Here is a 23,186-nt window from a genome sequence, read left to right on the forward strand (position 1 = left end):
GAACAATGACAGCAAACCCCCTCAACGGACCTGCCCAAGATCCTCGACTCGACGCCCTCCTGCGCCAGCTCAACGCCGCGCAAGCCACGAATATCGGTTTCCCCGCCGCCGTCGACATTGACTACCGCAACGTGGCGCCGCTGTTCGCGCATCTGCTCAACAACGTCGGCGATCCTGACGCCGACCCGACCCACCCCAACCACAGCAAAGACCTCGAACGCGAAGTGCTCGCCTTCCTCGCCGGCCTGTTCCGCGCACCCGAGCGCTGGTGGGGTTACATCACCAGCGGCGGCAGCGAAAGCAACCTCTACGCCCTGTACCTTGCCCGCAGCCGGTACCCCGACGGCATCGTCTACCACTCGACCGCCGCCCACTACAGCGTCCCCAAGGCCGCACATCTGCTCGGCATGACCACGGTCGTCGTCGACAGCCAGCCCAACGGCGAGATCGACTATGACCAGTTCGTTCGGCTCGTGCGATGGCACCGCGACCGGCCCGTCATCGTCGTCGCCAACATCGGCACCACCATGACCGAAGCGATCGATGACGTGGGACAGATCCGCGCGGCACTCGACCGCATCGGCATTACCCAGCGCTACATCCACAGCGATGCCGCGCTGGCAGGTATCCCGCTAGCACTCGCCGACGACCCACCCGGATTCGACTTCGCTGACGGCGCCGACAGCATCTGCGTCAGCGGCCACAAATTCCTCGGGACACCGCTGCCCTGCAGCGCGGTCATAGCCCCGCGACGCCACACCGCTCACCTGGATCAACTCGTTGCCTACACCGGCTGCGCCGACGGCACTATCACCGGCTCCCGCAATGGCCACGCCGCCGTCATGATGTGGAGCGCCATACGCCGCTACGGCCGGGAAGGGCTGCGAGCACGAACGTACGACGGCCGCGAGCTGGCCGCCTACACCTGCCGCCGCCTGCGAGAAATCGGCTGGCCGAGCTGGCGCAACCCCGAGGCCATGACGGTCGTCCTGCGCACCCCGCCGTCGGCGGTCCTGAAACGGTGGCCGCTTCCGACGAGCGGTGGGTGGAGCCACGTGATCTGCATGCCAGGGGTCAGCCGTACCCAGATCGACCAATTCGTCAACGACATCGTCACTGCCACTGTGCCGCACGATGCTCCGATCCTGGGAGCGAGCGTGCCGTTGATCGGGCCCTCGGCTCGCCCGGCCCCAGGTGGGGCCGGGCTACAAGTCGCCCCGATGGAGGCGTGCTGAGGCCGGGTCGCCGCCTGGGACCGATACCTGCTCTCCGACCAAACGACCCCGCAGTAATTGGGTAGCAACCGCCACAGCACATGCCATCGACCCTGTCGCCAGACAATACTTAGCACGGGGGGCGACACGACCGCGGCGGCTACGCCGAATCCGCGGCCGTCATTGGAGGATGCATCCATGACCAGCACTGAGCGCACTGAACACGTCGCCACTCACCTCGACTTCGCAGACAGCGGCTGGATCTGGTTTCTGCCCCGCCAAGCGCTAGCCATCAACATCATCCTGTCCACCGCCACCGCCCAAGACATCGACGGCAGCCTCGACCACCTCACCACCCTCACCATCGGCCACGAAAACAACCTGATGTTCGGCGGACTCGACGCCCCCCTCGCCTGGTCGTGGGACTACACCGACGACGACGAACCCAGCCCGGAACAGCAGGAGATGGACGCCGAGTCGAAGCGTCTCTTCGAACAGACCATCACCCACAGCGGACGGCAGATCCCGGCGACCCTCCGCGAACTTTTCGACCTGCTCGCCAACATTGGCTTGTGCACCCACACCACCGAAGACAACGTCGAGCGGTGGCGCCTCAACACCGATGTGCCCGGCCCTGACGAGCTGCTGCCGGTCCCCGAGGCGGAGGCCGCCAAGTTCAGGCGGATGCGCTGGGAAGCTGACCATGAGCACATCGAACAGGCAATCCTCCGCTACCTGTGCGAAGACCTGGACTATCCCGACGAGATCCTTACCTCGATTCAGCGACTCGCCGACATCACCGAGGAGTCACCCCAGCGGGTGCGAGAGACGCTGCCGCAGCTGTTATAGCACGGCGAGTTCCGCATGATTCGCGGTACCGGCCGCGATGTCACCCCTGTCGACCCGGAAAAGGTCGCGGAGCATGCCCGCTTCCGGCTCATCCCTGACTGGGCGCGGTTCAGTGAGAACCGCATCCAGATTCAGCGGGATCCGTCCGAGGATGGCGACGAGTAGCCGTCAAGGCGTTTCCCGACCGACGGATCCGAACTGACCGGAGGACCGAATGATCACGACCGCAGATGACTTCACCGCCGACGCCGACCATTGGGGCTTCCGCAAAAGTGCCCGCTCTGTCGGCCCTGACGAGTGGCTGCACGGGCTCCCACAGGAGCGGGCCGTCGAATCACTGCACCTGAGCACCTGCACGGACGCCATCGCCGCCGTGGCCGGCGACGGCGGGATCATCCTCAACTTCCGGCCGAACGGCCGCGCAGCCTCACTGCTGGCCATGCCCGACGGTCTTGACTCGGATGCCGACGTTGACGGCCTGACGTTATCTGCGGTCGACCCGAACACCCGCAGCCTGGCTGTGCACATCGTGGGCGGGTTCGGCCGATTCGTTGACACCACCGACACGTCATGGGTCCCGTCCCGCGACCCCAACAGCCCTGCCAGCACTGCAACTGTGACGGCGTGGCTGCCGGACATGCCCAATCCCCAATGGGCCGACTAGGTTTCGACGCTTCGGCGTAGGTGGGAGACGGGCACACCAGTCCGCCAGTGCGCGGCGCCGGGCCGGATCGAGGATCGGAACGTGTTCCTGCTATTCCCCCGCAACGCTGCGCCCGCTGAGCACGGCTGACCTGCCCGATCCGATCGGAGGCAACTTTGACGAAGCTGCGCCCTCGCGACATCGCCGCACTCCCCACCGACACCACCGATGAGCAGATCACCGCGCTTCTCACTAGCGACTACGAAACGTTCTGCACATGCGTGGTCGCCGAAGCCACCCGCCGGCACATTCCGAAGCAGCTCCGCCGAGTCTTGGAAAAACCCGAATGGCAAGACGACTGGGTCGACGCTCTGATCGGCGCAGAGGCCAGCCTCCAAATAGCCGTACTGAGGGCCCGCTACGAAGACGGCCCCCACTCGACCCGCGCAGTTAGAAACACGCAAGCCCTCGCCGCGGTCCGCACCCGGCTTCACGCCGTGCGGAGCTACGCGAAGCGGCACGCGGCTCGCCACCGGCCGGTCGAGCTGCCCGCGGAACACCGGGAGGTCCGGGCGGCGATGAAACTTCTGGTCCGGGAACATCTGGCCGAATACGGGCAAATTATCACCGAGCTGGCCGCTGGCATAGGCGTAGCCGCCGACTTGGGACGCGCCCCCGCGGCTGACACGGCGGCGTTGACGCGGTGGCTTCTCACCGCTGGCCCTGCGGCGCCCCACGTTCCGGCTATCACTGACCGCGCCCAGCAGTTAGAGCACATGACGGACGAGGACTTCGACCGGGTGGTTGCCGCTGACGTGCAGCGCGACCCGGAGGAGGTGGAGCTGTGCCATCCGCTGCTGCTTGACCGGTGGGGTGCGTCCCTTGCCCGACTGGCGGACATCTCCGTTGCCCAGCTGGGCCTGCCGCCGCGGCCGATGGCGACGATCGCTGATGTGGATTTGACGGTGGCCGGATTGGACAGCGACGCGGCGTATCGCCGTATTAACCAGTTCCGGTTCTTGGCGCATGTGCAGCAGCGGTGGTTGGAGCAGAAGACGCTGGCGCGCAGGCTCCGTCAGCGGGTGGCGGTGTGGCAGGACACAGTGACGCGCCCGTTGGTCGAGTCGGCCCGTGGGGAGTTGAAACGGCGGCATCCGGACGGCTATGCGGAGGCGCTGGCGGTGGTGCGGGGCCGCCAAGGCGTGCGACCAGAGGTGGTGCCTCGGCCGCCCGAGTCTGTGGAGCCGTCATCGGCGCCGCAGGCTGCGCACGTGTTTATGGAGAGGGTGATGGAGGTTGGTTGGGATGCTCGCCTTGAGGTTGGGCAGCGGCCTGATGGCGGGTTCCAGGCGCGGGTTGATGCGGTTCGGGACGCGGCTCTGCTCCGGGCGGCGTACACGCGGAAGATCAAGAACAAGGGGGGTGGCAGGGGGCATGCTTGGACGCTGACATTCGTGGGTATCCGCGTGTCAGACGTGGGATGGGTCCGTCTGCCTAGATTGTCGGACGCGGTTGATCTCGCGGCGCTGCCGTCGGATGGATTCTCAGATGCGGTGAAGCGGTACCAGTCCGCTGACGAGTAGCCGCCACGGCCTGCCCCTGGACGAACTGCGTATTTGGGAGCTTGCCGGAGGCGGACGACGCCGCCGGGATGCCTTGAGTCGGATTCGCCATCGGAGCAGATGACGTGACCGTGCTGGCGGTAACGTTTCGTACTGGAGGAACCAGCCAGACAATCAGGCCAAGTCCGAGAACTCCATCGAGTAGTTCCTCCCGGGGAGGTAGCTGCTCGCATACATATCTCCTGCTGCCGCCAACCGCCTGAGCTCCTCTTGACGCCCGAGTCGGGAGAGAAGCGTCGTCAGTTCACCCCGCGCGTGCCCGTCACCGGTCACGACGAGCTCTCGCAGTTCGTGCTCGCGACCAAGCGAGCCCCACAACTGGATGAGGCTCTTGCGGGCCGAGCGGTCCCCGGCAGCTGCCATGGCGCGCAGGTCGTCCTCGCGCCCTGCCGACAGCAAGAGTTCCGCCAGGTCCTTGCTGGCCTCCTGACACCCCCGCTGTGCCAGGTCGCGAAGCTCCTGCTCGCAGTTGAGGCGCCGGAGCAGAGCGGTGTACTGCCACACGACGGTGACACCTCCGCCCGCCGCCTCACGGAGTTCGTCTAGGCGTTCCTGTTGGGCCAACAGCCTAGCCAAGAACAGCATGGGCAACCCATCGTCTGCGTCCTCGGCGGCCCAGTCCCGCAACTCGGCCTCGCGGCCGTGAGCGGCGTGCAGCGAACCCCAGGCGCGTACGGCCTCGTCAACCAACTCGCTGTCCTCCGAGTCGAACAGCGCCTCGAACTCTTCCAGAGCTTCGTCCACCCGTCCCAAGCTTGCCAGCAGGTGCGCCAGTTCGCACTGCGCTTCCTGGTCTCCCGCAGCGGCGAGATCGCCCAGCGTTGCTTCCTGGCCCTGGTACCCCAGCCGCCGCAGGTAGAAGAATTGGCCTGCCGGATCCGCTAACTCGTAGAGCCTCCGGAGCACATCCTCCTGCTCGCGATCAAGCAGCTGCTCAGCCAGGTCCCACCACTGAAGCCCGGTCGTTTCCGCTGCACGCCAATGCTCCAAGACGTCGTCGAAGCGGTTCTCTTCGACTGCGTACTCGGCGAGCGCGTAGTGGGCCTCAGCGCACCCGGCTGCGGCATGTTCCCTCAGTAGGTCGTACCGTTGCTCGTTAACGAGCATGCTGACAAGACGCCATCGGGCATCTTCGCTGTGATCGAACACTCGGGTCAGCAGCGGCCGGGCCTGCTCAGCGCACCCGATTTGGTGGGCACGGCGGCCGAGGCGGGCCAGATCGTCTAGGTCGGTGACGTGGGCGGCGAGGACATTCCACAGCCCTGTGGGCACCGTCGTGTAGTCACGCCCAATGGCGCCGTGCTGCTGCAGGTAGTGGGCCACATCGTATCCGGCGATAGTGCCGATCTCGGAGCCCGGCACTGGCTCTAGCGCCCGGACCAGGCCGCGCAACGGGCGGGTTGCGTACGCAAGCCCGTCGTCGAACCAAGTCGCCGGCGCCTCGGCGTACTGCCGGCTCGTGAGGTAGAGCGGAGCAGCTGCGGCGAGCAGCTCGGCGGTGAGCGGTTCCTGGATCCTCAGGGCGCGGAGGTCGACAGCCGCGGTGATCAGTGCTGCGCCGTACGGCTGCACGGTCGCACCGTCCTTCCAGAGGTCCATTACGTCTGGCACACCGGCCAGATGCTGGGCCACGCCGTACCGCCGGTCGTTGAGAGCATCATGGAGCCGCCGGTCGCCGCTCATGTTGGCTACGCTCGTCAGATTGCGCCGCTCCGACGGGGTGAAGTCGTCTGGCACTCGTATCGGTGGTTGCACCGCGAGAGACAGCGCTTCCCGTGTGCCACGCGCCGGGTCATCGGTCGCACCCTTCACCGCCTGAGGGACGGTAGTCATCCGCTGGTAAGCGTCGGGCCAAGCCAGATAAACGATCACCAGGGGTTCTGAATATTCACCTTCGATGAGCGCGGCTAAGGGATGTCTCGTAACCCTGGCGTCTGTCCGTTGAGGATGGTCGGGCAGGATGCCGGGGTGCAGGTGATCACGGCAGCTCGCTCGGAGTGGATCTTTCCGTTCACCGGGTTGCAGCCCGCTCAGTTCCGCAAGCTGGTCCGGCTGGTCGCCGAGCGTGGCGGTGAGGGCATCGCCGATGGCCGGCCGGGCCGGCAGTGGGCTCTTGACCTCGCCGATCGGGTGTTGCTCGTCGCCGCGTACTGGCGCACGAACCTGACGATGCGCCAGATCGGTCCGCTGTTCGGGGTGTCGCACTCCGCGGCGCATCGGGTCATCGACACCCTCGCGCCGCTGTTGGCCCTGGCGCCGGTGCGCAAGCGACCGGTCGAGCAGATCGCGATCGTCGACGGGACTCTGGTCCCGACCCGCGATCACCGGCTGGCCGCCCGGAGCAAGAACTACCGGTACTCGACGAACCTGCAGGTCGCCATCGACGCCTCCACCCGCCTGGTCATCGCCGTCGGCGACCCGCAGCCGGGCAACCGCAACGACACGATCGTCTACCGCACCTCGGGCATCGCCGAGACGTTGGACGGGCGGCCGGTGATGGCCGACGGCGGCTACCGGGGCAACCCGGAGGTGATCATGCCGTACCGCAAGCCCTCCGACGGCAGTTCCCTGCCGGACTGGAAGGAAGCCCTCAACGTCGAACACCGCACGGTTCGAGCAGGGGTAGAACACGCCCTGGCCAGGATGAAGAACTTCAAGATCCTGCGCGACTACCGCCGCGCCGGCCACACATTGGCCGAAGCCGCTTCCGGCATCGCCAACCTCCACAACATCATCCTGACCGGCTGACCACCGGCCCGGTCCAGGGCAACACCTTCACCCAGTTACGAGACATCCCTTAGGTCGGCGGCAGTGAGCCCGTCCGGCCCCAGGAACCGCACCGCGGGTGTGTCGTCGAGCCATACCACCGTATGAGCCGAGACTTGCGCGCTAGCGCCGCGGACTGCCTCCGCGTCGTCCGGCAGAAGAATGCGCCAGTCGGCAAGCTCCGACCGGACAGCCTCGAACAGGCTCCGCGACTTACCCGTCGAGGAGCCACCGACGACGACCACCATGCCACCGGCCACGGCTGCCTGGCGCACCTGGGCGCGCAACAGATTGTCGTGCTCCCGCGTCCCGTACGGGGGCTGCCCGTGGTGGTGAGCACCGCTCGCGGCGGCAGGGTGGACACCAACCTGCTCCGGGGGGCAGTCACCCACGGGTACCAAACGCCACGTGCGCCGCTCGACGGTCTCTTTGCGCCGCGTGGAGGCACGCCTCAGGCCGTATTTCCAGAGATGCTCCTCGATAAGTGGCGCGGTCAGCTCTCGACCAAGGTGATGGAGGACCAAGTCGCCGAGCCCCACGGCTGCGAGAGCGCCAGCCGCACCGTCCAGGAGTTGCCCGGCCAGCAGCCCGTTGAACTCAGCCACGTCCTGCTCGCCGTGGCATTCGATCCAGGTACCGCGCAGGACTCGCCAGGCCCGCTCGTCGGTGCCGAGGACGTCCATCGACGCCAGAAGGGAGAAGGCCTCTTCAAGGTTCTGGTTAGGCAGCCAGTGATCGACGAAACTTCGCACATCGCTGGCGCTGCGGGCGTTGTCGCACAACTCCTGCGCCACACGCGCTGGAACAGTCGAGACTAAGTGAAACTCCCGGCCTGCCCCGACGTGGTAGCGGGCGTGATTCCAGATGCCCATGCCGAGTAGGGACCGGACAGTCCAGCCGTTCGCGACGCCGTTTTGCCTTTTGACCTGGTGCACCTCGACGGCACCGGTCCGCCGGTAGGTGAACTCGACGCTCTTGGCCAGGTCGCCGGAGTCCTCGACGGTCAGCGACTCGCCGTTCCCACCTAGCACCTGCAGCAGATGGCGAACCGTCCAGGCAGTTTCGTACCGGTTGCCTAATTTGTCGGCTTCCCCGCCTCGTCGTGGGCTCATGATGCCGGCCATTATCGCGCGTTTCGGCCCAGCGCCTGCCACTCGGCGTGGCCAGCAAACGGCAATCGACTGTCGCAGCCTGGCCAGTGTGAAGCGTCCGGGCGGGAAGCCCCAGGCCGATCGGGCCCCGGCGGCGATGTTGCTGATCTGCCATTTGCTTCTCGGCTGCAGGACGGTTCACGATCAAACACATGCCAACGCTGCGAAACCGCAGGCTCGAACAGCTCCTCGGTGGACCGATCGATGGAACCCTGACCTATCAACAGGTGAAAGGTCTCATCCCCGCCGCCGCGGAGAGCCCCGACCTGGACTTTAAGCGGGACACGTACAGCAGTCGAGACAAGGACCGGAAGGAGTTGTGCGGTGACGTCGGCGGGCTGGCCAATGCCAACGGCGGGTTGATCGTTCTGGGCATGGAGGAAGACGACCAGGGCCGCGCCAAGAAGGACGTCGGGGTTGACATCAGCGACTCCGAGCGCCTTCGCCTTCACCAGACCGTCGTCGCCAACATTCAGCCGACGCCGACATTCGACATCATCGCGGTTGAGGACCCCGAGCGGGCCGGCATTGGCTTCCTCGTCATCTGGGTCGCCAGGACGGCGACCGCCCCTCATGCGTACATGCAGAACAACTCGCTGCTCTACCCCAAGCGGATCGGGACCCAACGGATTTGGCTGTCCGAAGCGCTGGTGGCAGAGGCATACCGCGCACGTTTCGCCGGGTTCGCGGACCGCACCGACGAAGCCGCCCGGGTTGAAGCCGCACTCACCGCAAGCCTCTCGCAGGACGAGACGTTCGTGGTCGTGACCCTCGTTCCTGACATGCCGGGAGCCTTCACCATCGACACCGCGGCGTTGAGGGCGTTCGAGCTGAGCAACCTCAATACCACCCACAGCGCCTTCGGCATCGGAGTGCGCCACTTCATCCGGTCGACTGTGCGGCGTCGGCGCCTTGTAGCCATGACGAAGTACGAGCCCAACAAGCTGATCTCGCGTGGCGCGTGCGAGCTTCACGGAAACGGCAGCGGCGTCTTCGCCAGCGGGGTGGACAGCACGCCGTCTGGCTTCGGGGACGTGACCGCCCGTCTCGTCGATGACCAGTGGCTCACCCTTGGCATTGCTGCGGGACTGCAGTTCCTGGCTCGTCATGCACGCGATAGGGCTGCTGCCGGCGGCCTCGCCACCGTCCGAGCCGCCATCACGCCGAACGCTCCGACAGCGATTGCCGACACTCTCGGTTTCCCAGCAGACCGGATTGGCGGCGAGATCGCGAGCGGCGCGTGGGCTGACACGGTCGCCGAGATCGACGATCTCTGCGCGGACGGCCCGGGATTGGTCGCGGCAACGCACCGACTCGCCAGCGAGCTGTTCCAGGCGTTTGGTGCCCCCGAGGTAGGGCAGGTGACCGCCGATGGCGGGATCCGCCTTCCTTACTGGCATCAGCAGATCCGTCCAACCGTAACCAGTTGGGCCCAGGCTGCCGGCGTCGAGGTGCTCACGCAGCCGCTCGCCTGATTGGTTAGCAATTTGGACACTGCCCGTGCAACAGCTACCCCGGTCGGCATGGCTGGCCGCTCGGCCGATTAGCCCATCCGTTCAATAGCCGTGCGAACAGCGTTACCTAAGGATTCTCGGTCGTCATCGAGCGCAGCTGCTCCCCGATGAGGCGACGGTGTACACCCGGAATTACGCCGTCTCGAAGGTTCTCGAGAAGCACCTGCTCATGGCCGATTACGTGCGCCAGGGCCGCTGTGAGCCCCGCCGCGACTTGCCCTATCTCCAGCGCTCGCTGGAGGGTGGCGGCCTCCTCATCGCGGGCTGCGTTGGCGGTGATGTAACGAAGCACGGCGGCGCCGGCGTGGAGTAGGCGGTCTTCGTCACCGGTACACGGGTTCGTGGCGAGTTCGACCTCGAAGTCCTCCCAGCCCCTCGCGGGCTCGGGCGCGAGCACTGCGTCTGGGTGTTTCCTCACACCGGCAAGGCCTCGCACGTTGCTGTGCGCGTGGACCTCGTCAACGATCGCTGGCACCAGATGTTGCAGTGCGGCCGTTGTGTCCCGCGCCATCCGCGTCCCAGCCAGTGCGTCTCGCAATCCCTGTGCCACCGCGGCGCGTTGGTCGTCACCGGTGTTGGCGAAGCGCACCAGACACTTGGCGATCGAGGGCAGGTCTGGCGGATCAGGCTCTGTCAGAACCTTCATGCCGTGCGCAACGAGCCGGTCGCGCCACTTTGGATAGGAGCGAGCCATGCCGTCGTCGATGATGTCAAGGGCGAGCCGCGGGCCGATCGGCACCGCCCGGCTCAGCCGATAGTCGGCATCCTCGTCGATGGCCTCGACGAGGCGGACCAGGGCGTCGTGCTGATGCGGCTGCGGTGTGGAGAAGAGCTGACCCGCCGCGAACAGCCACGTGTTTCGCCAGTAAGGGCTGGCGGCCGAGACTCGGAGGCGTTGAAGTACGCCGTCAAGTGGCCCCGTTGTCAGGTGCATTGCTGCCATGAGTTCTTGCAGCGACCTGACATCGAAGCCGTAGCCATCCGTGCCGCGTGGCGCGATCAGGACCAGTCGCTTGGTGGCAGCGTCGAAGATCTTGTCCAGCAGGGGGGCGTCCTTGCCTGATGGCTTGAACCCGGCCTCGTCTAGGACCTGCCACGCGATCTGCCGCAGCTCTGTTCGTGTAAGGGTGGCGTAGGAGCGGTCGCCCGTCTCGGCGCGCACCTGCAGCTCGAAGCCAACCCGTTCATGCAGTTGCTGAATTTGCTGGCCATGCTCCTGCAGCATCTTGTGAAGTCCAGCGGGCTTGTCGCGTTCTCGCCTGAAGACGGCGTCGTAGTAGCCCCGGAAGAGGCTGTAGCGGTCGGGCGCGAGCTGACCGGCGCCATCGATGATGATGGTCAGCATCAGGACTTGGAGTGGGGTCCGCAGCAGATGTTGCAGGGCCTCGTCTTCCGCCGCGTTGTGCAAGCGCCTGAGCACCCTGTCGATGCGGTCGAGGTCAGTGCGGAGCCTGACTCTTGTCGCAAGCTCGCCGTAGCGTACGGCTTCACCAAGGTCGAGGTAATCCAGATCAACTCGCTCGAAGTGCGCGGGCGCGATGTTCTCGGTGTAACCGACTGGGCGAGTAGTCAGGACGACCAGCACATCGCTCTTGTCAGCCTCAGCCATGTTGACGAACTCGGTGACCCGCTCGATCAGCCGCCTGCGCACCGAAGGTTCAGTAACTTCGTCTAGTCCGTCCAGTACGAGCAGCCAGGGCCACCTCTGCATCCACTTCTTCAGCGCCCACGGTGTCACGTCGCCCGTGTCGGACCGGTGCGAAACCTTGTGCGCGATCCATCGCAGCAGGGTCGAGTCGTCGCCGAGCCCTCCTTCCTGGGCGTACCTCGCCAGATCGATGCGCATCGGCCAGCGCCGGTTCTTCGGCATCTCACGGCCGAAGCGGTTTAGGGCTTCGGCGGTGCCGCTGATGACCTCTCGATGGCCCTCGCTTAGGTCTTCGGAGCCCTTGAGCATGGCTGCGCGGAACACCTGGACGAGGAACTTGGAAATCGTCGTCTTGCCGTTGCCGGGCGCGCCGGTGACGATTAAGTGCCGAGGCGCTGCCTGCGTGGTAATGCCGGGAGTAAGGACATGTTCTGCGCGGTCGAGCACGTACTTCACCACGCTCGTCTGTCTCGTGCCGCCGGCGAAGGTGACAGGCAAGTCGATGGCCACGTTGTGAACGGGGATCCCTTGGCCGTCGCCGCTGCCCGCCTCGTCGAAGTAGATGAAGCCCTCGCCCATGAGCGTCGTCTTGGCGTGCTCCCGGAGCCCCGATTCAAGGTCCCTTAACGGAATGTTGTCGGTGAACTGCGCCAACGCGGCAAAGACGTCACCGGCGGTGAGGAATCCTGGGAAGGCTTCACGGACGCCCGGGTGCAGCTTGAGCAATGCCTGAATCTGGTTGCGATCCCAGACCCGCACCTTGTTGATGCGCCTAAGCCGCGCGAGTCGATCGAGCCGATCCTTCGTGGCCTCCGAGTCGATATCGCGAGTGTCGTCCTCGAAGCCCTTTATGTAACTCGTAATGCTCGTGTGCAACGCGTCGTGGCCGCCGACCCCGGGAAACGGCGTCAGCACCACGTTCGTGATGATGATCAAGAAGTCGGGGACAGGATCGCGATCTCCCTCGGGATCAGCCCAAGCCTTCAGCTCCTCACGAACCTGACCCCACAGCCAGGCCGCATTCTCCTGGTGGTTGGCGGACAGGGCGGCCTTGTGCTTCACCTGCAGGACCGTGTACCCCTCCCACACCTCGCCAGGCTCGTCCTGCATCGGCTTCCAAATGAGCGAACCCCGGTGGTACAGGTCCCGCCCGCCGTCCCGGCCGGCGCCCATAACCTGAACACCTGGCCCGAAGGAAGCAACTGCAAGGCTGGCCGCGAGGTCTTGAAAGCCGGTCGGACCTAACTGCTCCAGGTTATCGCTCAACGTCACACCTTCTCGGCCACCCTGTCACTCAGGCGGGCCGCCAGGGCCCACAGACAGCGTACGCGGGCGGTTCGGCCTACCACCTAGCGCGTGACGAGAGGGCGGTGTTGCACAGCTCGTGCGAGGAGAACCCGCGCGAGTGTGGGCAAGCATGCTGTCACCGAGCGCAGGTGTGCACGTCGAGCGCCAATCCCGGTAGTTGCTTCCAACTAGTCGGGTCACGCCCGACATGCCGGGCAGCAGGCTGCCTACCCACCCCGACCCATGGGCCTCGGCGCACGCTCGCAAGGTAAGTCGGACACTCGCAGGATCACTCGCAAGGTGGTCCGGACGCCCGCAGGGCTTGCGTGGACGCGACACCAACCATCGCCTCTTCGCATCTGATCGAACAGGCGGCAGTCATTACGAGACAGCGCTTAGCCGGCCGTCAAGCCGGTTCACGGCCCAGAGGTGCGTCGGGAGGCAGAAAGAAGATATTCCGGCTGCCGCCGTTGAGTTGACATGGTCAGGGCCGAGGCGTGATCTGCGCGTTGTCGAGGCGCCGATGGATCAGCGACAGCAGTGAGAACAGGTCCAGCGCGTCCGGCTCGGTCAGTGCCCATCCAGCGGTGGCCCGGGGGGTGTGCGCCGGCGGGTTGCGGAACATGCCGAAGGTGCCTTTGAGCAGGTTGGCGAATCCGCGGTGCTCGCTGGCCTGCGAGTCAGTGCTGTAAGCGTTGATTTGAACCAGGGGTATCCCCGATCGGGAGCCAAAACACTGGTCGACCAAGTCGGCGCCGTCGGCAGTGAGCCCGGTCATCTGCCGAAGCCGGTCGCTGACGCCCTTGGTTGCCTCGAACACGGCGTGGAAGAGAGACTGGCGTAGCAACTCCTCTTCGCAGTAGCGCACGACCTGCGTATGCACGCCGCGTCGGCGCAATTCGGCCCGCAGCCTTCCGGCCAGCTCGGCGACCTCGTTGAGCGTTGTGGCGGTGCCGGCCGCGCGCGCTACTTTGCCCTGCTCGTTGACGCGCAGCCCGACCAATGACAGCGGTGCGGCGAGGCCATCACGCAACGCATCAAAGCGGGGTTGGTCCTGTAGATGTCGGCCGAGTGCCATGGCTTCGGTGATGAACCGGATGACGCAGTTGCTGGCGCGATCACGCAGTTGCTGGTTGTGCAGCGCCGCCCACAGCCGGGTCCGCTTGTTGGGCGCTTCAAGGTCGGCAATGTCGAGCATCGCCAGCAATTTGTTGATCTCACCGTTGGTTAGGCCCGGCCAACCGGTGCTGGCCAAGACATCGGCGACGCCCTCGATGACAGCGGGCGGCCACGACGGGTGCAGTGTCCTCGGCGGCATAGGCTCCATCATGGTCGTCCGCGCATATCCGAGCCGGATTGCCAGCCCACGTGGCGCGCTCCGAGCAGCTGGCCCGCGAAGCGCGCGGTGGACCGAGGTGCGAGGCCTTCGCGCAAACAAGCGGCTCTCGGTCGGTACTTCCGGTCTCCTCGCGCCGTCCCTTCTGCGCTGGCGAGCCTCGGGACCTACCGCGGCGGTCAGCCGGCTGGGGGCGCTTGCTGTGCTACAAACTGCCCCTTTGCTCCACGCACGGGACCTACGCTGGTCGGCACGACGACGTCAGGGCAGCACACCGCGCAGCGCCTGCGCCGGGGCGCCTTCGGACCGACGACCTTTGGCACTCGGGCGTTCCACTCCTGACGGTGGGTGCAGCCCGCATCCAAAGCTCTCGCCGCGTTGTCGATAGTGTTCTTCAAGGAACTGCAGCCCACGATGTGGGTCCGGCCGTTCGTCTCAACGAAGGCGTCTATGCGGCCGACTACCTCCAGGTATCGTTCAAGTAGCGGTCGCGTCTCGGCAGCCCACCGGGCGTACTGCTTGCAGCGAACGCAGGTTGCCCGTCCGCCGTAACTGCCGCCGCAACCACAGTCGCCACAGCAGCTACACGGGGTGCAGGGATGCGCGACTCCTTCGGCGTCGACGACCATCGGGTCCGGCTTGTCTGTTGCAGAACCGACCAGACGGACGCCGACACCCGCGCCGTTGTTCTGCAAGAGGATCTCGTAGGAGCCCGGTTCGGTGATGTCGACGACCCCGATTAGGTGCCAGTCCGGATTGATGATCACCCTCATCACGACAGAGTAAGTCTCGCCAGCTCCCGGGATCGGCCCGGCCTGGGAACCAAGCCGTCAGCGATCCGTTCGGCATGGTCCGCAGCGGCCGTTAATCATCGACTTCGCGAGAGTGTTGTGGGCTGGGGTCCTCGTGATCGGCGCTACGGGGTTGAGGTGCTCCGCCCCGTGGGGCTGCCTCGCCAGCCGGTGGCGGGATGATGGTGTTGACGGTTTCGGTCAACCGCTCGACACGTTCGGCGATCCGCTGCACGTAGCCGAGGACTTCGCGGGTGAGCTGAGTCGTAGACGGCATTCGCGCGTGTTCGGCCTGGTTCATGAGGCTTGTGAGGATGGCGCCGACCTGGTGATCGGCTGGCGAAGCGGAGTACAATACGGGTGAGGACATGGTCTGGGCTCTTTGGCTCAGGTTGTGGGGGTCGCGTTCGCCTTCTGGTGGAGCGGCCCCACTCGCGTTGAGGCGAAGTTCAGTGCCGGTGCTCGCTTCGAGAATGGTGGCGACGTCGGCTATCCGGTTCCACCATTGCGGTTCGTCGGTGCGGATGGCGCGGCCTGCGGACCACGCGACGGCGTCAGCCATCCAGAGTCCAGGGTCGTTGCGACCTTCGACGTGGATGAGTCGCATGCGATGGCTGATGGCTCCCTGGTCGAGGAGCCGACGGTATGCCCGGATGTCGTTGCGGTCGATGCTGGGCAGCCGGCTGCCGGTTTCCCGAGCGTCGCGCCACTCTGCGGGACTGCCCCTGGTTTCGAGGTACACGTCGCGGACTCGTTGGCCGTTGAGGTGGCGCAGGAGACGTTCCATGCTGAGTTGTCGGGCGTGTTCGCGTTGGCCTTCCAGGTGTGCGTGTACGTGGCGTGGGTTGTTCGGTACGGCGGCCCTGTTGCCGGGGTCGATGGGTACTTGGGCGGAGACGACGGACCATCCGGCGTGGTCTGCGACGACGTCGAGCATCGCTTCGATCACGCCGACGTGTCCGCGGTGGTACAGCACGGAGGAGTGGTAGCCGTCGTGGATGCCGGCGGCTTCTTTCGCGGCGGTCTCGGCTGCGGGAACGCTGTCGTGGTCGATGATGACGGCGGCCATCAGGTAGGCGCCAGGTGAGTTGCGTTGTTGGAACCAGGACTCGTCGACGAACGCGGTGGGGTGAGTGGCCATTAGTCAATCTCCGCTCCTTCTGTGGTGCCCAGGTCGCGGGTGGTGGTGCGGTCCCGGGCGGCGGTGGCGTGCTGGGGTAGGCCCCCGGTGATGGGTGTGGTGTGCGGCTGCGGCCGGGTTTCGTCGATGGCCCGGACTCGCGCGGTGGTGGTGGCGATGGCGTCGGCCAGGGTGGTGCGGCGGCTCGTGGTGCGGCGGGCTTGTTCGGCTGCGGCGGCGAGTCCGGCGTAGCGGGTGGGCAGGGCGCTGGTGTACCAGCGGCTCCACGTGCGGTGCCGGGATTCGAGGTCGGTGACCCGCGCCTGGCGCTGGTCGATGACCTCGCGCAGGCTGGTCAGCGTTGCGCGCAGACTGGCGGCCCGGCCGGTGGCGGCGTCGATCCGCTGTTGGGTTTCGCGTTGGGCGGTGAGGATCCGGGTGCGCGATGGCCCGCGTTGCCACCAGCGGGGGCGCAGCTGTTGGGCGTGGGCGGTGGCGCGCTGGCCGGCGGCGTCGACGGCGGTGAGGAGGAGCGCGAGGTCGTGGTGGCGCTGCTCGACGTCGGTGAGGGTGAGGTGCGTGTCGCGCAGCTGGTCGGCGACGTACGGCGGCGCCGCGTCGTCGGCGGTGCGCTGCGCGGTGATCAGTCGTGCGAGCTCTGGGTCGTCGGTGGTGGTGAGGCGGCCGGCGAGGGTGGCGGCGCCGAGAACGACGCGGGCGCGGTGCCAGGCGTTCCACCGGGCGATGTCACCGCTGGAGGGTTCGGGGCCGATGGGGTGCGCGCTGGTGAGTTTGTACCGGTCGCGGTAGGTGACAACGACCTCAGCGCGGGTACGCCACTGGTCGCGGCCCGCTGGATCGTCGGGGACGTCGCCCAGGGCGCGGGCCCAGGCGGGCTGCTGCTCGGCGGCGAGGTCGGCCAGGGCGCGGACGCGGCGGTCGCAGATGCCGGCGACCTGGCGCAGGGCGTCTCCGATGTCGCCGGTGAGGTCGGCGGGCATGCGCTCGGTGTACGTCGCGGCGAGGGCCGGTGTGGTGGCGATGGTGGGGTCGGCGGTGGCGCGGCCGATGATGCGGTCGATGCGCCAGGACAGCACCGCGGCGATGTCGTCGGCGGAGTTAATTTCGCGGGGTCGGATGGCGCGGCGCAGCACGTCGGTGGGGTCGTGGCCGGCTTCGCGCAGGGTGGTGAGGCGGGCGATCAGCGCGGGCAGCGCGAGGTCCCGGGCGAGCCGTTCGGCCAGCTGCCGTCCGCTGATCTGCCGGACGATGGCGAGGTATTCGGGGATGCGGGCGCGGGCGGACAGGTCGTCGTAGATCGGCGTCCAGGCGTGCAGCGCGTCGACATCGGCCCAGAGGTGCTGTTCGGTCTCGGTGGCGGAGCGGTCGGGTGTGGCGCGGCGCATGATGTCGGCGAGGACCGCGACGCGGGCGGTGGGCGGCTGTGGTGGGGTGCCTTCGCGGGGGTGGTCGTCGGTGACGACGTACGCCTCATTGAGGGTGGTTCCGCGGGTGAGCATGACGTAGAGGCGGGCTAGCGAGGTGTTGTCGTCGACGAGCCCGCGGGCGGTGTGCACGGTCTGGCCTTCGACGGAGTCGACGGTGAGGGCGTAGGCGAGCTGGACGTGCTGCGCGGTGTACGCGGCGGGCAGCAGTGCGGTCGCGGTGGTGCGGAGGTTGGTGACCTGCACCTGTCCGGCGCGGGTGATGGCGTCGACGCGCCACTGGTCGCGGTTCGCGACGTAGGTGGTGCCGGCGCTGATGCGCCGGTCGTTTCGGCGGGTGACGATGATGTCGCCGACGCTGGCGTGGTTGCCGTCGCGCAGCCGCACCGTGGGCCCGGCCTGGACGAGGCCGGCGTGGATGAGGATGTCGCGGGCCCGGCGGGCGATGTCGGCGGCTTCATCGGCCGTTTCGACGAGCATCACGCTGCGGTGCTCGGTGGTGGTGTCGGCGGCCCACCGGTCGAGCATCTGGCCGATGAGGTGCTGGCGGTGACCGCCGACGATCCGGCCCCGGCGGTCGTATTCGGCGAGGACGGTGAGGTCGCCGCCGCGCAGCCGCAGCGACGCTTCCCCTTCCCACGGTTGGGTGAACCGGCGGACCTGGGAGAGGTGAGTGGTGGCGCCGAGGCCGTCGAGGTAGCGGAACAAACCGCCGGGCCCGATCGCGGAGATCTGCTCGGGGTCACCGACGAGGATGAGTTTCCCGTTGACCTTGTCGAGGTGGGTGACGAGGCGGGCGAGGTCGTGGCTGGAGACCTGTGATGCCTCGTCGATGATGACCCATTGCCCACGGCGGAACTGCCAGTCTGCGGCGCTGGTGCCGGGTGGCGGCCGGTGTTGGGCGTGCAGCCACCGGGCGATGTTCTCGGTCCGCAGCACCTGCCCGGGCGCGGCGGTGGCGTCGGCGAGCAGCTGGGCTGCGGACTGTCCGACGGTGAGGCCCAGCACCGGCACACCGCTGTCGCGGGCGGCGGTGACGACGGCCCGTTGCAGGTAGGTCTTACCGGTGCCGGCGGGCCCGACGACGCCGGTGACCCGCCGGTCGTCGCCGACGAGCCAGCGCAGCGCCGCCTCCTGCTCAGGAGACAACCGCAGGGCCGCTGTAGCGGAGGTGATCGCTGCCGCTGGTGCGGGGATGGCTCCGCGGCGGCCGGCGTAGGTGAGGACTTCCTTCTCGGCGGCGAGGACCGTGTGGGTGGTCATCTGCAGGTCGCGGTGACGGGTGTATTCGCTGTGCCGGTCGCTGCCGCGCAGCAGGCTCGGCCCCCACTGCACGAGCGCTGGCGGTGTGAGAACGCGCAGCCCGGCCAGACCTTCGGCGACCGCCTGGCCGGCGAGCGTTTGCACCCGTTGCCAGTCGGCCTGTGGTGACTGGCCGGGGGTGATATCGAGGACTCGGCCGATGGCCAGTTCGAGGTGCTCGCGCCCGAACACGGCCCGCTCGCGACCGAGGCTGCGCACCGCGCGAGCGAGAGCGAGGCGCACGTCGGCGCGCACGGCCGCGTCGATGATGCGGTCGTGATCGGCGGCGGGGACACCGAGCTGCGCGGCGACCGCACGGAGCGCTGCTTCGTCGACGCCGTCCGGATGTAGCCGGTACGCGCGGCGAACGACCCGCCGCGCGGTAACGGCGGTGTTATCCCGGGCGGCGCCGGTGAGGACGAGGCGTACCTGCCCGGCGGTGTCGAGTCGCGTCGCGCGGTCCTCGGCCTGCCAACGCTGCACGGCCTGGTGGGTGGACTCGGCGCCCTTGTGCGGGCGGCGGGTCCGCAACGTCGCGTCCTGCGCGCGGCGACGCCACTGCGCGGCCACTGATCGTGTCGCCGGAGCTTGTCTGTCGGTGCGGCGGTTCATCTCCTCGGTGATCGCGCCCCGCCGCTTGCCGTAGTGGCGCAGCGACGCCTCGCTGAAACCGACGATCTCGCGGATCCCGGAGTCATCACGGGCGGCGAAGCTAACCCCGAGGCGGCGGTGAAGTTCGACTTCCACCGCGCGTTCGTAGGCAACGCGGCCTGCGGTGGTCGCGCGGTAGAAGGCCTTGCCGTCGAGGGCCAGCCACTGTGGGTCGCCGTCCGCGGTGACCGTCTGGACCTTGCTGGAGACGACGACGTGCGAGTGCAGCTGCGGGTCGCGCTCGCGGCTCATGCGGTGGTCGAAGACCAGCGCCGCCAGCCCCGCAGTGTCGAGTTGGCGGACGCCGCCCGCGCCGGCGCGGGCGAACGCACCATGGCGCTGGAGGTGATCGAGGAGCGACCGCACCCCGGCGTGGTGCGCGGCCACGACGTCCTGTTTGACCGCGTCGTCGCCGAACGCCCACAGCAGCGATACGGATTTAACAGGGGAGACGGTGACGTCGTATGCGGATACGGCCCGCCGCTCGGGCGCGTGCATGATGTCGTGCCATACCTTGTCGCGCTGCTCCACTGTGGCATCGGCGGGCAGGTGCGCCAGCGCCCGCTGGACGGCCTTCTCGCGGTATTCGTCGGTCATCGGCGTGTAGATCCGCCATTTTTGTCCGAGCCGATAACCGGCGAGCGGGTGACGTCCTTGGCCGATGAGGTACCGCATTTGCCGCTCGTTGACCCAGCCGGCGACGCCAAGGACGGCGGCGCCGTCGCCGGCCCACCAGCCGGGGCTCTCTCCCCGCGCGGTGTGGTTGACGTAGTAGGGCGTTGGCCCTCCATCTCCCAGTGGTCGCAGGTCATGGCGGCCAGCGGCCACCTGCTCCATCACGTAGCGGTAGCCGTCGCCGGGCGAGATGCGCGTGACGGACAACATGACTCGACCGTAAAAGATCAACTATTCGAACGGCGGTGGAGAATGCAAGGGGGTGTGTCCCCCGTAAGTGAGCAAGAAACGAAGCGGTAGCTGTTTAGGCAGGCCGCAGAGTGCGTGGCTGAGGATGAACGGTTGGCCGGGGAAGATGATGAACTGCGGCCAGCATCGAACGAATAGACGAATTGGTGTGGCGCGTGATCTGGTGAGCTGCCGGGAGTGGTCGCTACGGTCGGGGAATGGCGAGTAAAACGGGGAATGACGCGACCTTGGCGCTGCGGCGGCGGCAGGAGTTGGAGCTGCGGGCGGTGCGGGCGGTCGAGCAGGCTGCCGGGGCGGTGCAGGATGCGCAGCGGCGTCGGCGTGAGGTCGTCGCGCGGCTGGATCAGGAAGTCGGGACGGCTGCTGCGGCGCACGGGTTGGCGGTGGCGGTCCTGGCGACGGTGCTGCGCGATGACGGCCTGGCGGCGGACTTGACCGGGGTGGACGTGGCGCGGGTGCGGGCGTATCGGCGTGGCGCGGATGGCGCTGCGGTGAGGGCTCGGATCAATGAGTTGGGCGAGGTGGTGCCTCGTCGTCGGCGTATGGCTGTCCCGGTGCCCGGAAATGCCGGGCCGGCTTCCGCCGGTGATGTCTCGCGCGGCGCTCTGCCCTGAGTTGGTGGGGCTGGCCGGTCCGGGCTCTAGCCCGAACCGGCCGGCGTTGTGGGTGCCGTGGGTTAGGTCCAGTCGAGTCCGCATCCGGTGCAGACGAGAACTGTTCCTTCGCCTACCCATTCCATGAGTTTGTCGTCGGTGGCGGTGCAGTGTTCGGGGATGGCGGCGGGCCAGTCACCTTCGATGACCAAGTGGCCGGGGTAAACCCATCCCCTGGTCTGGCTGCCGTGGTACCTGACGGGCGGCCCGGGGTGTGGGCCGGCCAGTGGCAGTAGGGCGCGGTGGCGTAGGCCGGTGCCGGTGAGGTCGGTCGGGATTGCGGGTGGCAGCTTCTTGTGGACGGCTCGCCGGTATTGGGTGAAGTCTTTGAAGGTGGGCGATGCCAGTTCCGCGCGGTCGATGAGCGCGAGCGCTTCGTAGGGCTCGGCGGCCTGGTGGTGGTGCAGTGCCGCGCTGAGGTAGTTGTTTGCGCGGGTATTGCGGGCGTCTTCGCGGGCGCTCCGTTCGGCGATGGTGGTGCGTGGCGCGGTAAGCGTGTCGGGGTTGGCGTCGAGGTGAGCGGCAACGGCTTCCCAGATTTTGGGCCGCCCGTATTTGGTGGTCAATGCGTCAAGGTGGTGGTCGGCGATGTAGCGGACGGCCGCGTCCTTGCCGTCGTGGATTGGGCTGTGGAAGTAGTTGGGTGCCCAGTCGTCGCAGGTGTGGGCGATGATGACGAGTTCGGGGCGGGTCAGTCTCATGCTGGTGCCTCTCGTGTGGTGCGTGGGTGTGCGCTGCGGGGTGCGGCAGTGGGTGACGGGTGCGGCAGCCGGCGGCGGCGCGCTCGATGCGCGTCGGTGACGTCTGGGGTGTGGTGGCCCGGCTGCTTCGTCGGAGGCCGGGCGTTGCGTTGGTAGACGTTCTGGCGATGTTGCGTCGTGAGTGGGGGAGGCTGGCCGGTCCGGGTTCCATTCGGACCGGCCAGCGTTGCGGGTGCTGTGGTTAGGTGCAGTCGAGTCCGCACCCGGTGCAGACGAGAACCGTTCTGTTGGCGATCCAGTCGGTGAGTTCGTCGTCGGTGGCGGTGCAGTGCTCGGGGATGGCGGCGGGCCAATTGCCGTCGATTACGAGGCGCCCGGGGTAGACCCATTCTTCGATGTGGATGCCGTGGTGCATGACGGGCGGCCCGGGGTGTGGGTTGGCCAGTGGCAGCAGGGCGCGGTGGCGCAGGTTCGTGCCGGTGAGGTCGGTACAGGAGAAGGGCGGCGTCTTTTTCTGTACGGCTCGCCGGTACTGACTGAAGTCCTTATAGGTGGGTGAGGCCAGCTCCGCCCGGTCGATGAGCGCAAGCGCTTCGTAGGGCTCGGCGGCGACGTGGTGGTGGTAGGCGCATTTCAGGTAGCGGGCGGCGTTGGCGTCGCGTTCGGCTTGGCGGGTACGGCGTTCCCGGTGGCTGATGCGGGGGGCGGTGAGGTCTTCGGGGTGGGCGTCGAGGTGGGAGGCGACGGCCTGCGAGATCATTTTTCGGCCGTGGCGCGCGGTGAGGGCTTGAAGGTGGTGGTCGGTGAGGTAGCGAACGGTGAGGCTCTTGGGCAGGTTCACTGGGGCGGCGGCGTAGGCGGTGGCCCAGTCCTGGCAGACGTGGGCGATGGTGATCTGTTCGGCGCGGCTGAGGGAACTCAAGGTTTTGCCTTCCAATGGCGATGCGACGTGGGGTGAGGGGCGGGTGCGGCAGCCGGCGGTGGCGCGCTCGATGCGCGTCGGTGACGTCTGGGGTGGGGTGGCCCGGCCGCCTTGCCGGCGGCCGGGCGATCCGCGCGGGTCAGACGTGTTGGCCGAGTAGGCGGCCGGGGTCGCCGGTGGTGACCCATACGGAGGTGTCTCCGAACAGCCGTCCAGCGCGATTGACGAGCCCGGCGGGGTACACGTCGGGGCGCTGTACGTGGTGCTTGCCGTTCTGCCACAGGTCGAGCAGCAGGGCTGCCAGTCGCAGCGTGGCGCGCATTCGGCCGGCGTTGCAGGCGTCGCAGTGGTGTCGGCGGGCGTACTTGATCAGGGCGACGGTGGCCGCGCGTAGTTCGATGGCGGCGGCGGTGCTGTGGGTGGGTGTCGTGGGCCACGCTGGGGCGTGCTCGCACAGCTGCAGAAAGGTGATGACCTGTGCCATGCGGCGGCGGGCCGCGTCGAGCAGGTTCAGGACGTGTCGCGTGTGGGGGTCGGCGGGAAGGGCCGGGAGCGCGACGGTGGGAGCAGTCAGCGTGGGCATCGTGGGACTCCTCGCATGGGGTTTGGTGGGTGTCCGTTAGGGGTTCGCCGTCCCTGTCGAACAG

General features: G+C 67.3%; 18 protein-coding genes. 8 read left to right on the plus strand and 10 right to left on the minus strand.

Annotated features, from left to right (window positions below; genetic code table 11):
• The first annotated feature begins 5 nt into the window (after positions 1 to 5).
• The 5 genes from O7617_RS22890 to O7617_RS22910 all read left to right on the plus strand — a co-directional run bounded on the left by O7617_RS22890 (position 6) and on the right by O7617_RS22910 (position 4,289).
• Positions 6 to 1,235 carry a histidine decarboxylase gene (locus O7617_RS22890; RefSeq protein WP_282258035.1) on the plus strand — a complete coding sequence of 410 codons (1,230 nt, stop codon included), beginning with the start codon at positions 6 to 8 and terminating at the stop codon, positions 1,233 to 1,235.
• A 177-nt stretch (positions 1,236 to 1,412) separates the two neighbouring features.
• Positions 1,413 to 2,063, plus strand: a complete 651-nt coding sequence (locus tag O7617_RS22895) for a DUF6042 family protein (RefSeq protein WP_282258036.1) — start codon at positions 1,413 to 1,415, stop codon at positions 2,061 to 2,063.
• 15 nt (positions 2,064 to 2,078) lie between these two features.
• Positions 2,079 to 2,228 (plus strand): hypothetical protein, encoded by a 150-nt coding sequence (locus O7617_RS22900; RefSeq protein ID WP_282258037.1) that lies wholly within the window; start codon positions 2,079 to 2,081, stop codon positions 2,226 to 2,228.
• A 49-nt stretch (positions 2,229 to 2,277) separates the two neighbouring features.
• Complete coding sequence (locus tag O7617_RS22905) at positions 2,278 to 2,727, plus strand: hypothetical protein (RefSeq protein WP_282258039.1); 450 nt, start codon at positions 2,278 to 2,280, stop codon at positions 2,725 to 2,727.
• A gap of 155 nt (positions 2,728 to 2,882) precedes the next feature.
• Entirely contained in the window at positions 2,883 to 4,289 is a 1,407-nt protein-coding gene (locus O7617_RS22910) for a hypothetical protein (protein WP_282258040.1), read from the plus strand.
• A 153-nt stretch (positions 4,290 to 4,442) separates the two neighbouring features.
• On the opposite strand, the gene O7617_RS22915 is transcribed toward O7617_RS22910, so the two are convergent.
• Positions 4,443 to 6,200 carry a hypothetical protein gene (locus O7617_RS22915; RefSeq protein WP_282258045.1) on the minus strand — a complete coding sequence of 586 codons (1,758 nt, stop codon included), beginning with the start codon at positions 6,198 to 6,200 and terminating at the stop codon, positions 4,443 to 4,445.
• Positions 6,201 to 6,296: 96 nt separating this feature from the next.
• On the opposite strand from O7617_RS22915, the gene O7617_RS22920 reads away from it, so the two are divergent.
• Complete coding sequence (locus O7617_RS22920; protein WP_282258046.1) at positions 6,297 to 7,076, plus strand: transposase family protein; 780 nt, start codon at positions 6,297 to 6,299, stop codon at positions 7,074 to 7,076.
• A gap of 35 nt (positions 7,077 to 7,111) precedes the next feature.
• Here the strand turns inward: O7617_RS22920 and O7617_RS22925 are convergent, their stop codons facing one another.
• Positions 7,112 to 8,218, minus strand: a complete 1,107-nt coding sequence (locus O7617_RS22925) for a hypothetical protein (RefSeq protein ID WP_282258048.1) — start codon at positions 8,216 to 8,218, stop codon at positions 7,112 to 7,114.
• Positions 8,219 to 8,397: 179 nt separating this feature from the next.
• On the opposite strand from O7617_RS22925, the gene O7617_RS22930 reads away from it, so the two are divergent.
• Positions 8,398 to 9,720 (plus strand): ATP-binding protein, encoded by a 1,323-nt coding sequence (locus tag O7617_RS22930; protein ID WP_282258050.1) that lies wholly within the window; start codon positions 8,398 to 8,400, stop codon positions 9,718 to 9,720.
• Positions 9,721 to 9,826: 106 nt separating this feature from the next.
• Here O7617_RS22930 and O7617_RS22935 read toward each other — a convergent pair whose 3' ends face one another.
• From O7617_RS22935 to mobF, 5 genes are all read right to left on the minus strand, one after another.
• A complete protein-coding gene (locus O7617_RS22935) occupies positions 9,827 to 12,673 on the minus strand; it encodes a hypothetical protein (RefSeq protein ID WP_282258051.1) in 2,847 nt (948 codons plus the stop codon).
• Between the two features lie 505 nt (positions 12,674 to 13,178).
• Positions 13,179 to 14,012 carry a TIGR02391 family protein gene (locus O7617_RS22940; protein WP_282258053.1) on the minus strand — a complete coding sequence of 278 codons (834 nt, stop codon included), beginning with the start codon at positions 14,010 to 14,012 and terminating at the stop codon, positions 13,179 to 13,181.
• A 197-nt stretch (positions 14,013 to 14,209) separates the two neighbouring features.
• Positions 14,210 to 14,803, minus strand: coding sequence for a hypothetical protein (locus tag O7617_RS22945; protein ID WP_282258054.1), 594 nt, complete (start codon positions 14,801 to 14,803; stop codon positions 14,210 to 14,212).
• 91 nt (positions 14,804 to 14,894) lie between these two features.
• A complete protein-coding gene (locus tag O7617_RS22950; protein ID WP_282258055.1) occupies positions 14,895 to 15,962 on the minus strand; it encodes a hypothetical protein in 1,068 nt (355 codons plus the stop codon).
• On the minus strand, positions 15,962 to 20,224 hold the full coding sequence (gene mobF, locus O7617_RS22955) for a MobF family relaxase (protein WP_282258056.1): 4,263 nt from the start codon (positions 20,222 to 20,224) through the stop codon (positions 15,962 to 15,964). Before mobF ends, O7617_RS22950 begins: the two co-directional genes overlap by 1 nt.
• Before the next feature lie 236 nt (positions 20,225 to 20,460).
• Here mobF and O7617_RS22960 point away from each other — a divergent pair, with 236 nt between their 5' ends.
• Complete coding sequence (locus O7617_RS22960; protein ID WP_282258057.1) at positions 20,461 to 20,877, plus strand: hypothetical protein; 417 nt, start codon at positions 20,461 to 20,463, stop codon at positions 20,875 to 20,877.
• Between the two features lie 62 nt (positions 20,878 to 20,939).
• Here O7617_RS22960 and O7617_RS22965 read toward each other — a convergent pair whose 3' ends face one another.
• From O7617_RS22965 to O7617_RS22975, 3 genes are all read right to left on the minus strand, one after another.
• Positions 20,940 to 21,617: a hypothetical protein gene (locus O7617_RS22965; RefSeq protein ID WP_282258058.1), complete on the minus strand. Its 678-nt coding sequence runs from the start codon at positions 21,615 to 21,617 to the stop codon at positions 20,940 to 20,942.
• A 241-nt stretch (positions 21,618 to 21,858) separates the two neighbouring features.
• A complete protein-coding gene (locus tag O7617_RS22970) occupies positions 21,859 to 22,554 on the minus strand; it encodes a hypothetical protein (RefSeq protein ID WP_282258059.1) in 696 nt (231 codons plus the stop codon).
• Positions 22,555 to 22,678: 124 nt separating this feature from the next.
• The gene (locus O7617_RS22975; protein ID WP_282258061.1) at positions 22,679 to 23,122 is read right to left on the minus strand and encodes a hypothetical protein; all 444 of its coding nucleotides are present in this window, start codon (positions 23,120 to 23,122) and stop codon (positions 22,679 to 22,681) included.
• Positions 23,123 to 23,186: the final 64 nt, after the last annotated feature.

The organism is Micromonospora sp. WMMD1155, assembly GCF_029581275.1.
In the GTDB taxonomy this organism is placed as follows: Bacteria; Actinomycetota; Actinomycetes; order Mycobacteriales; family Micromonosporaceae; genus Micromonospora.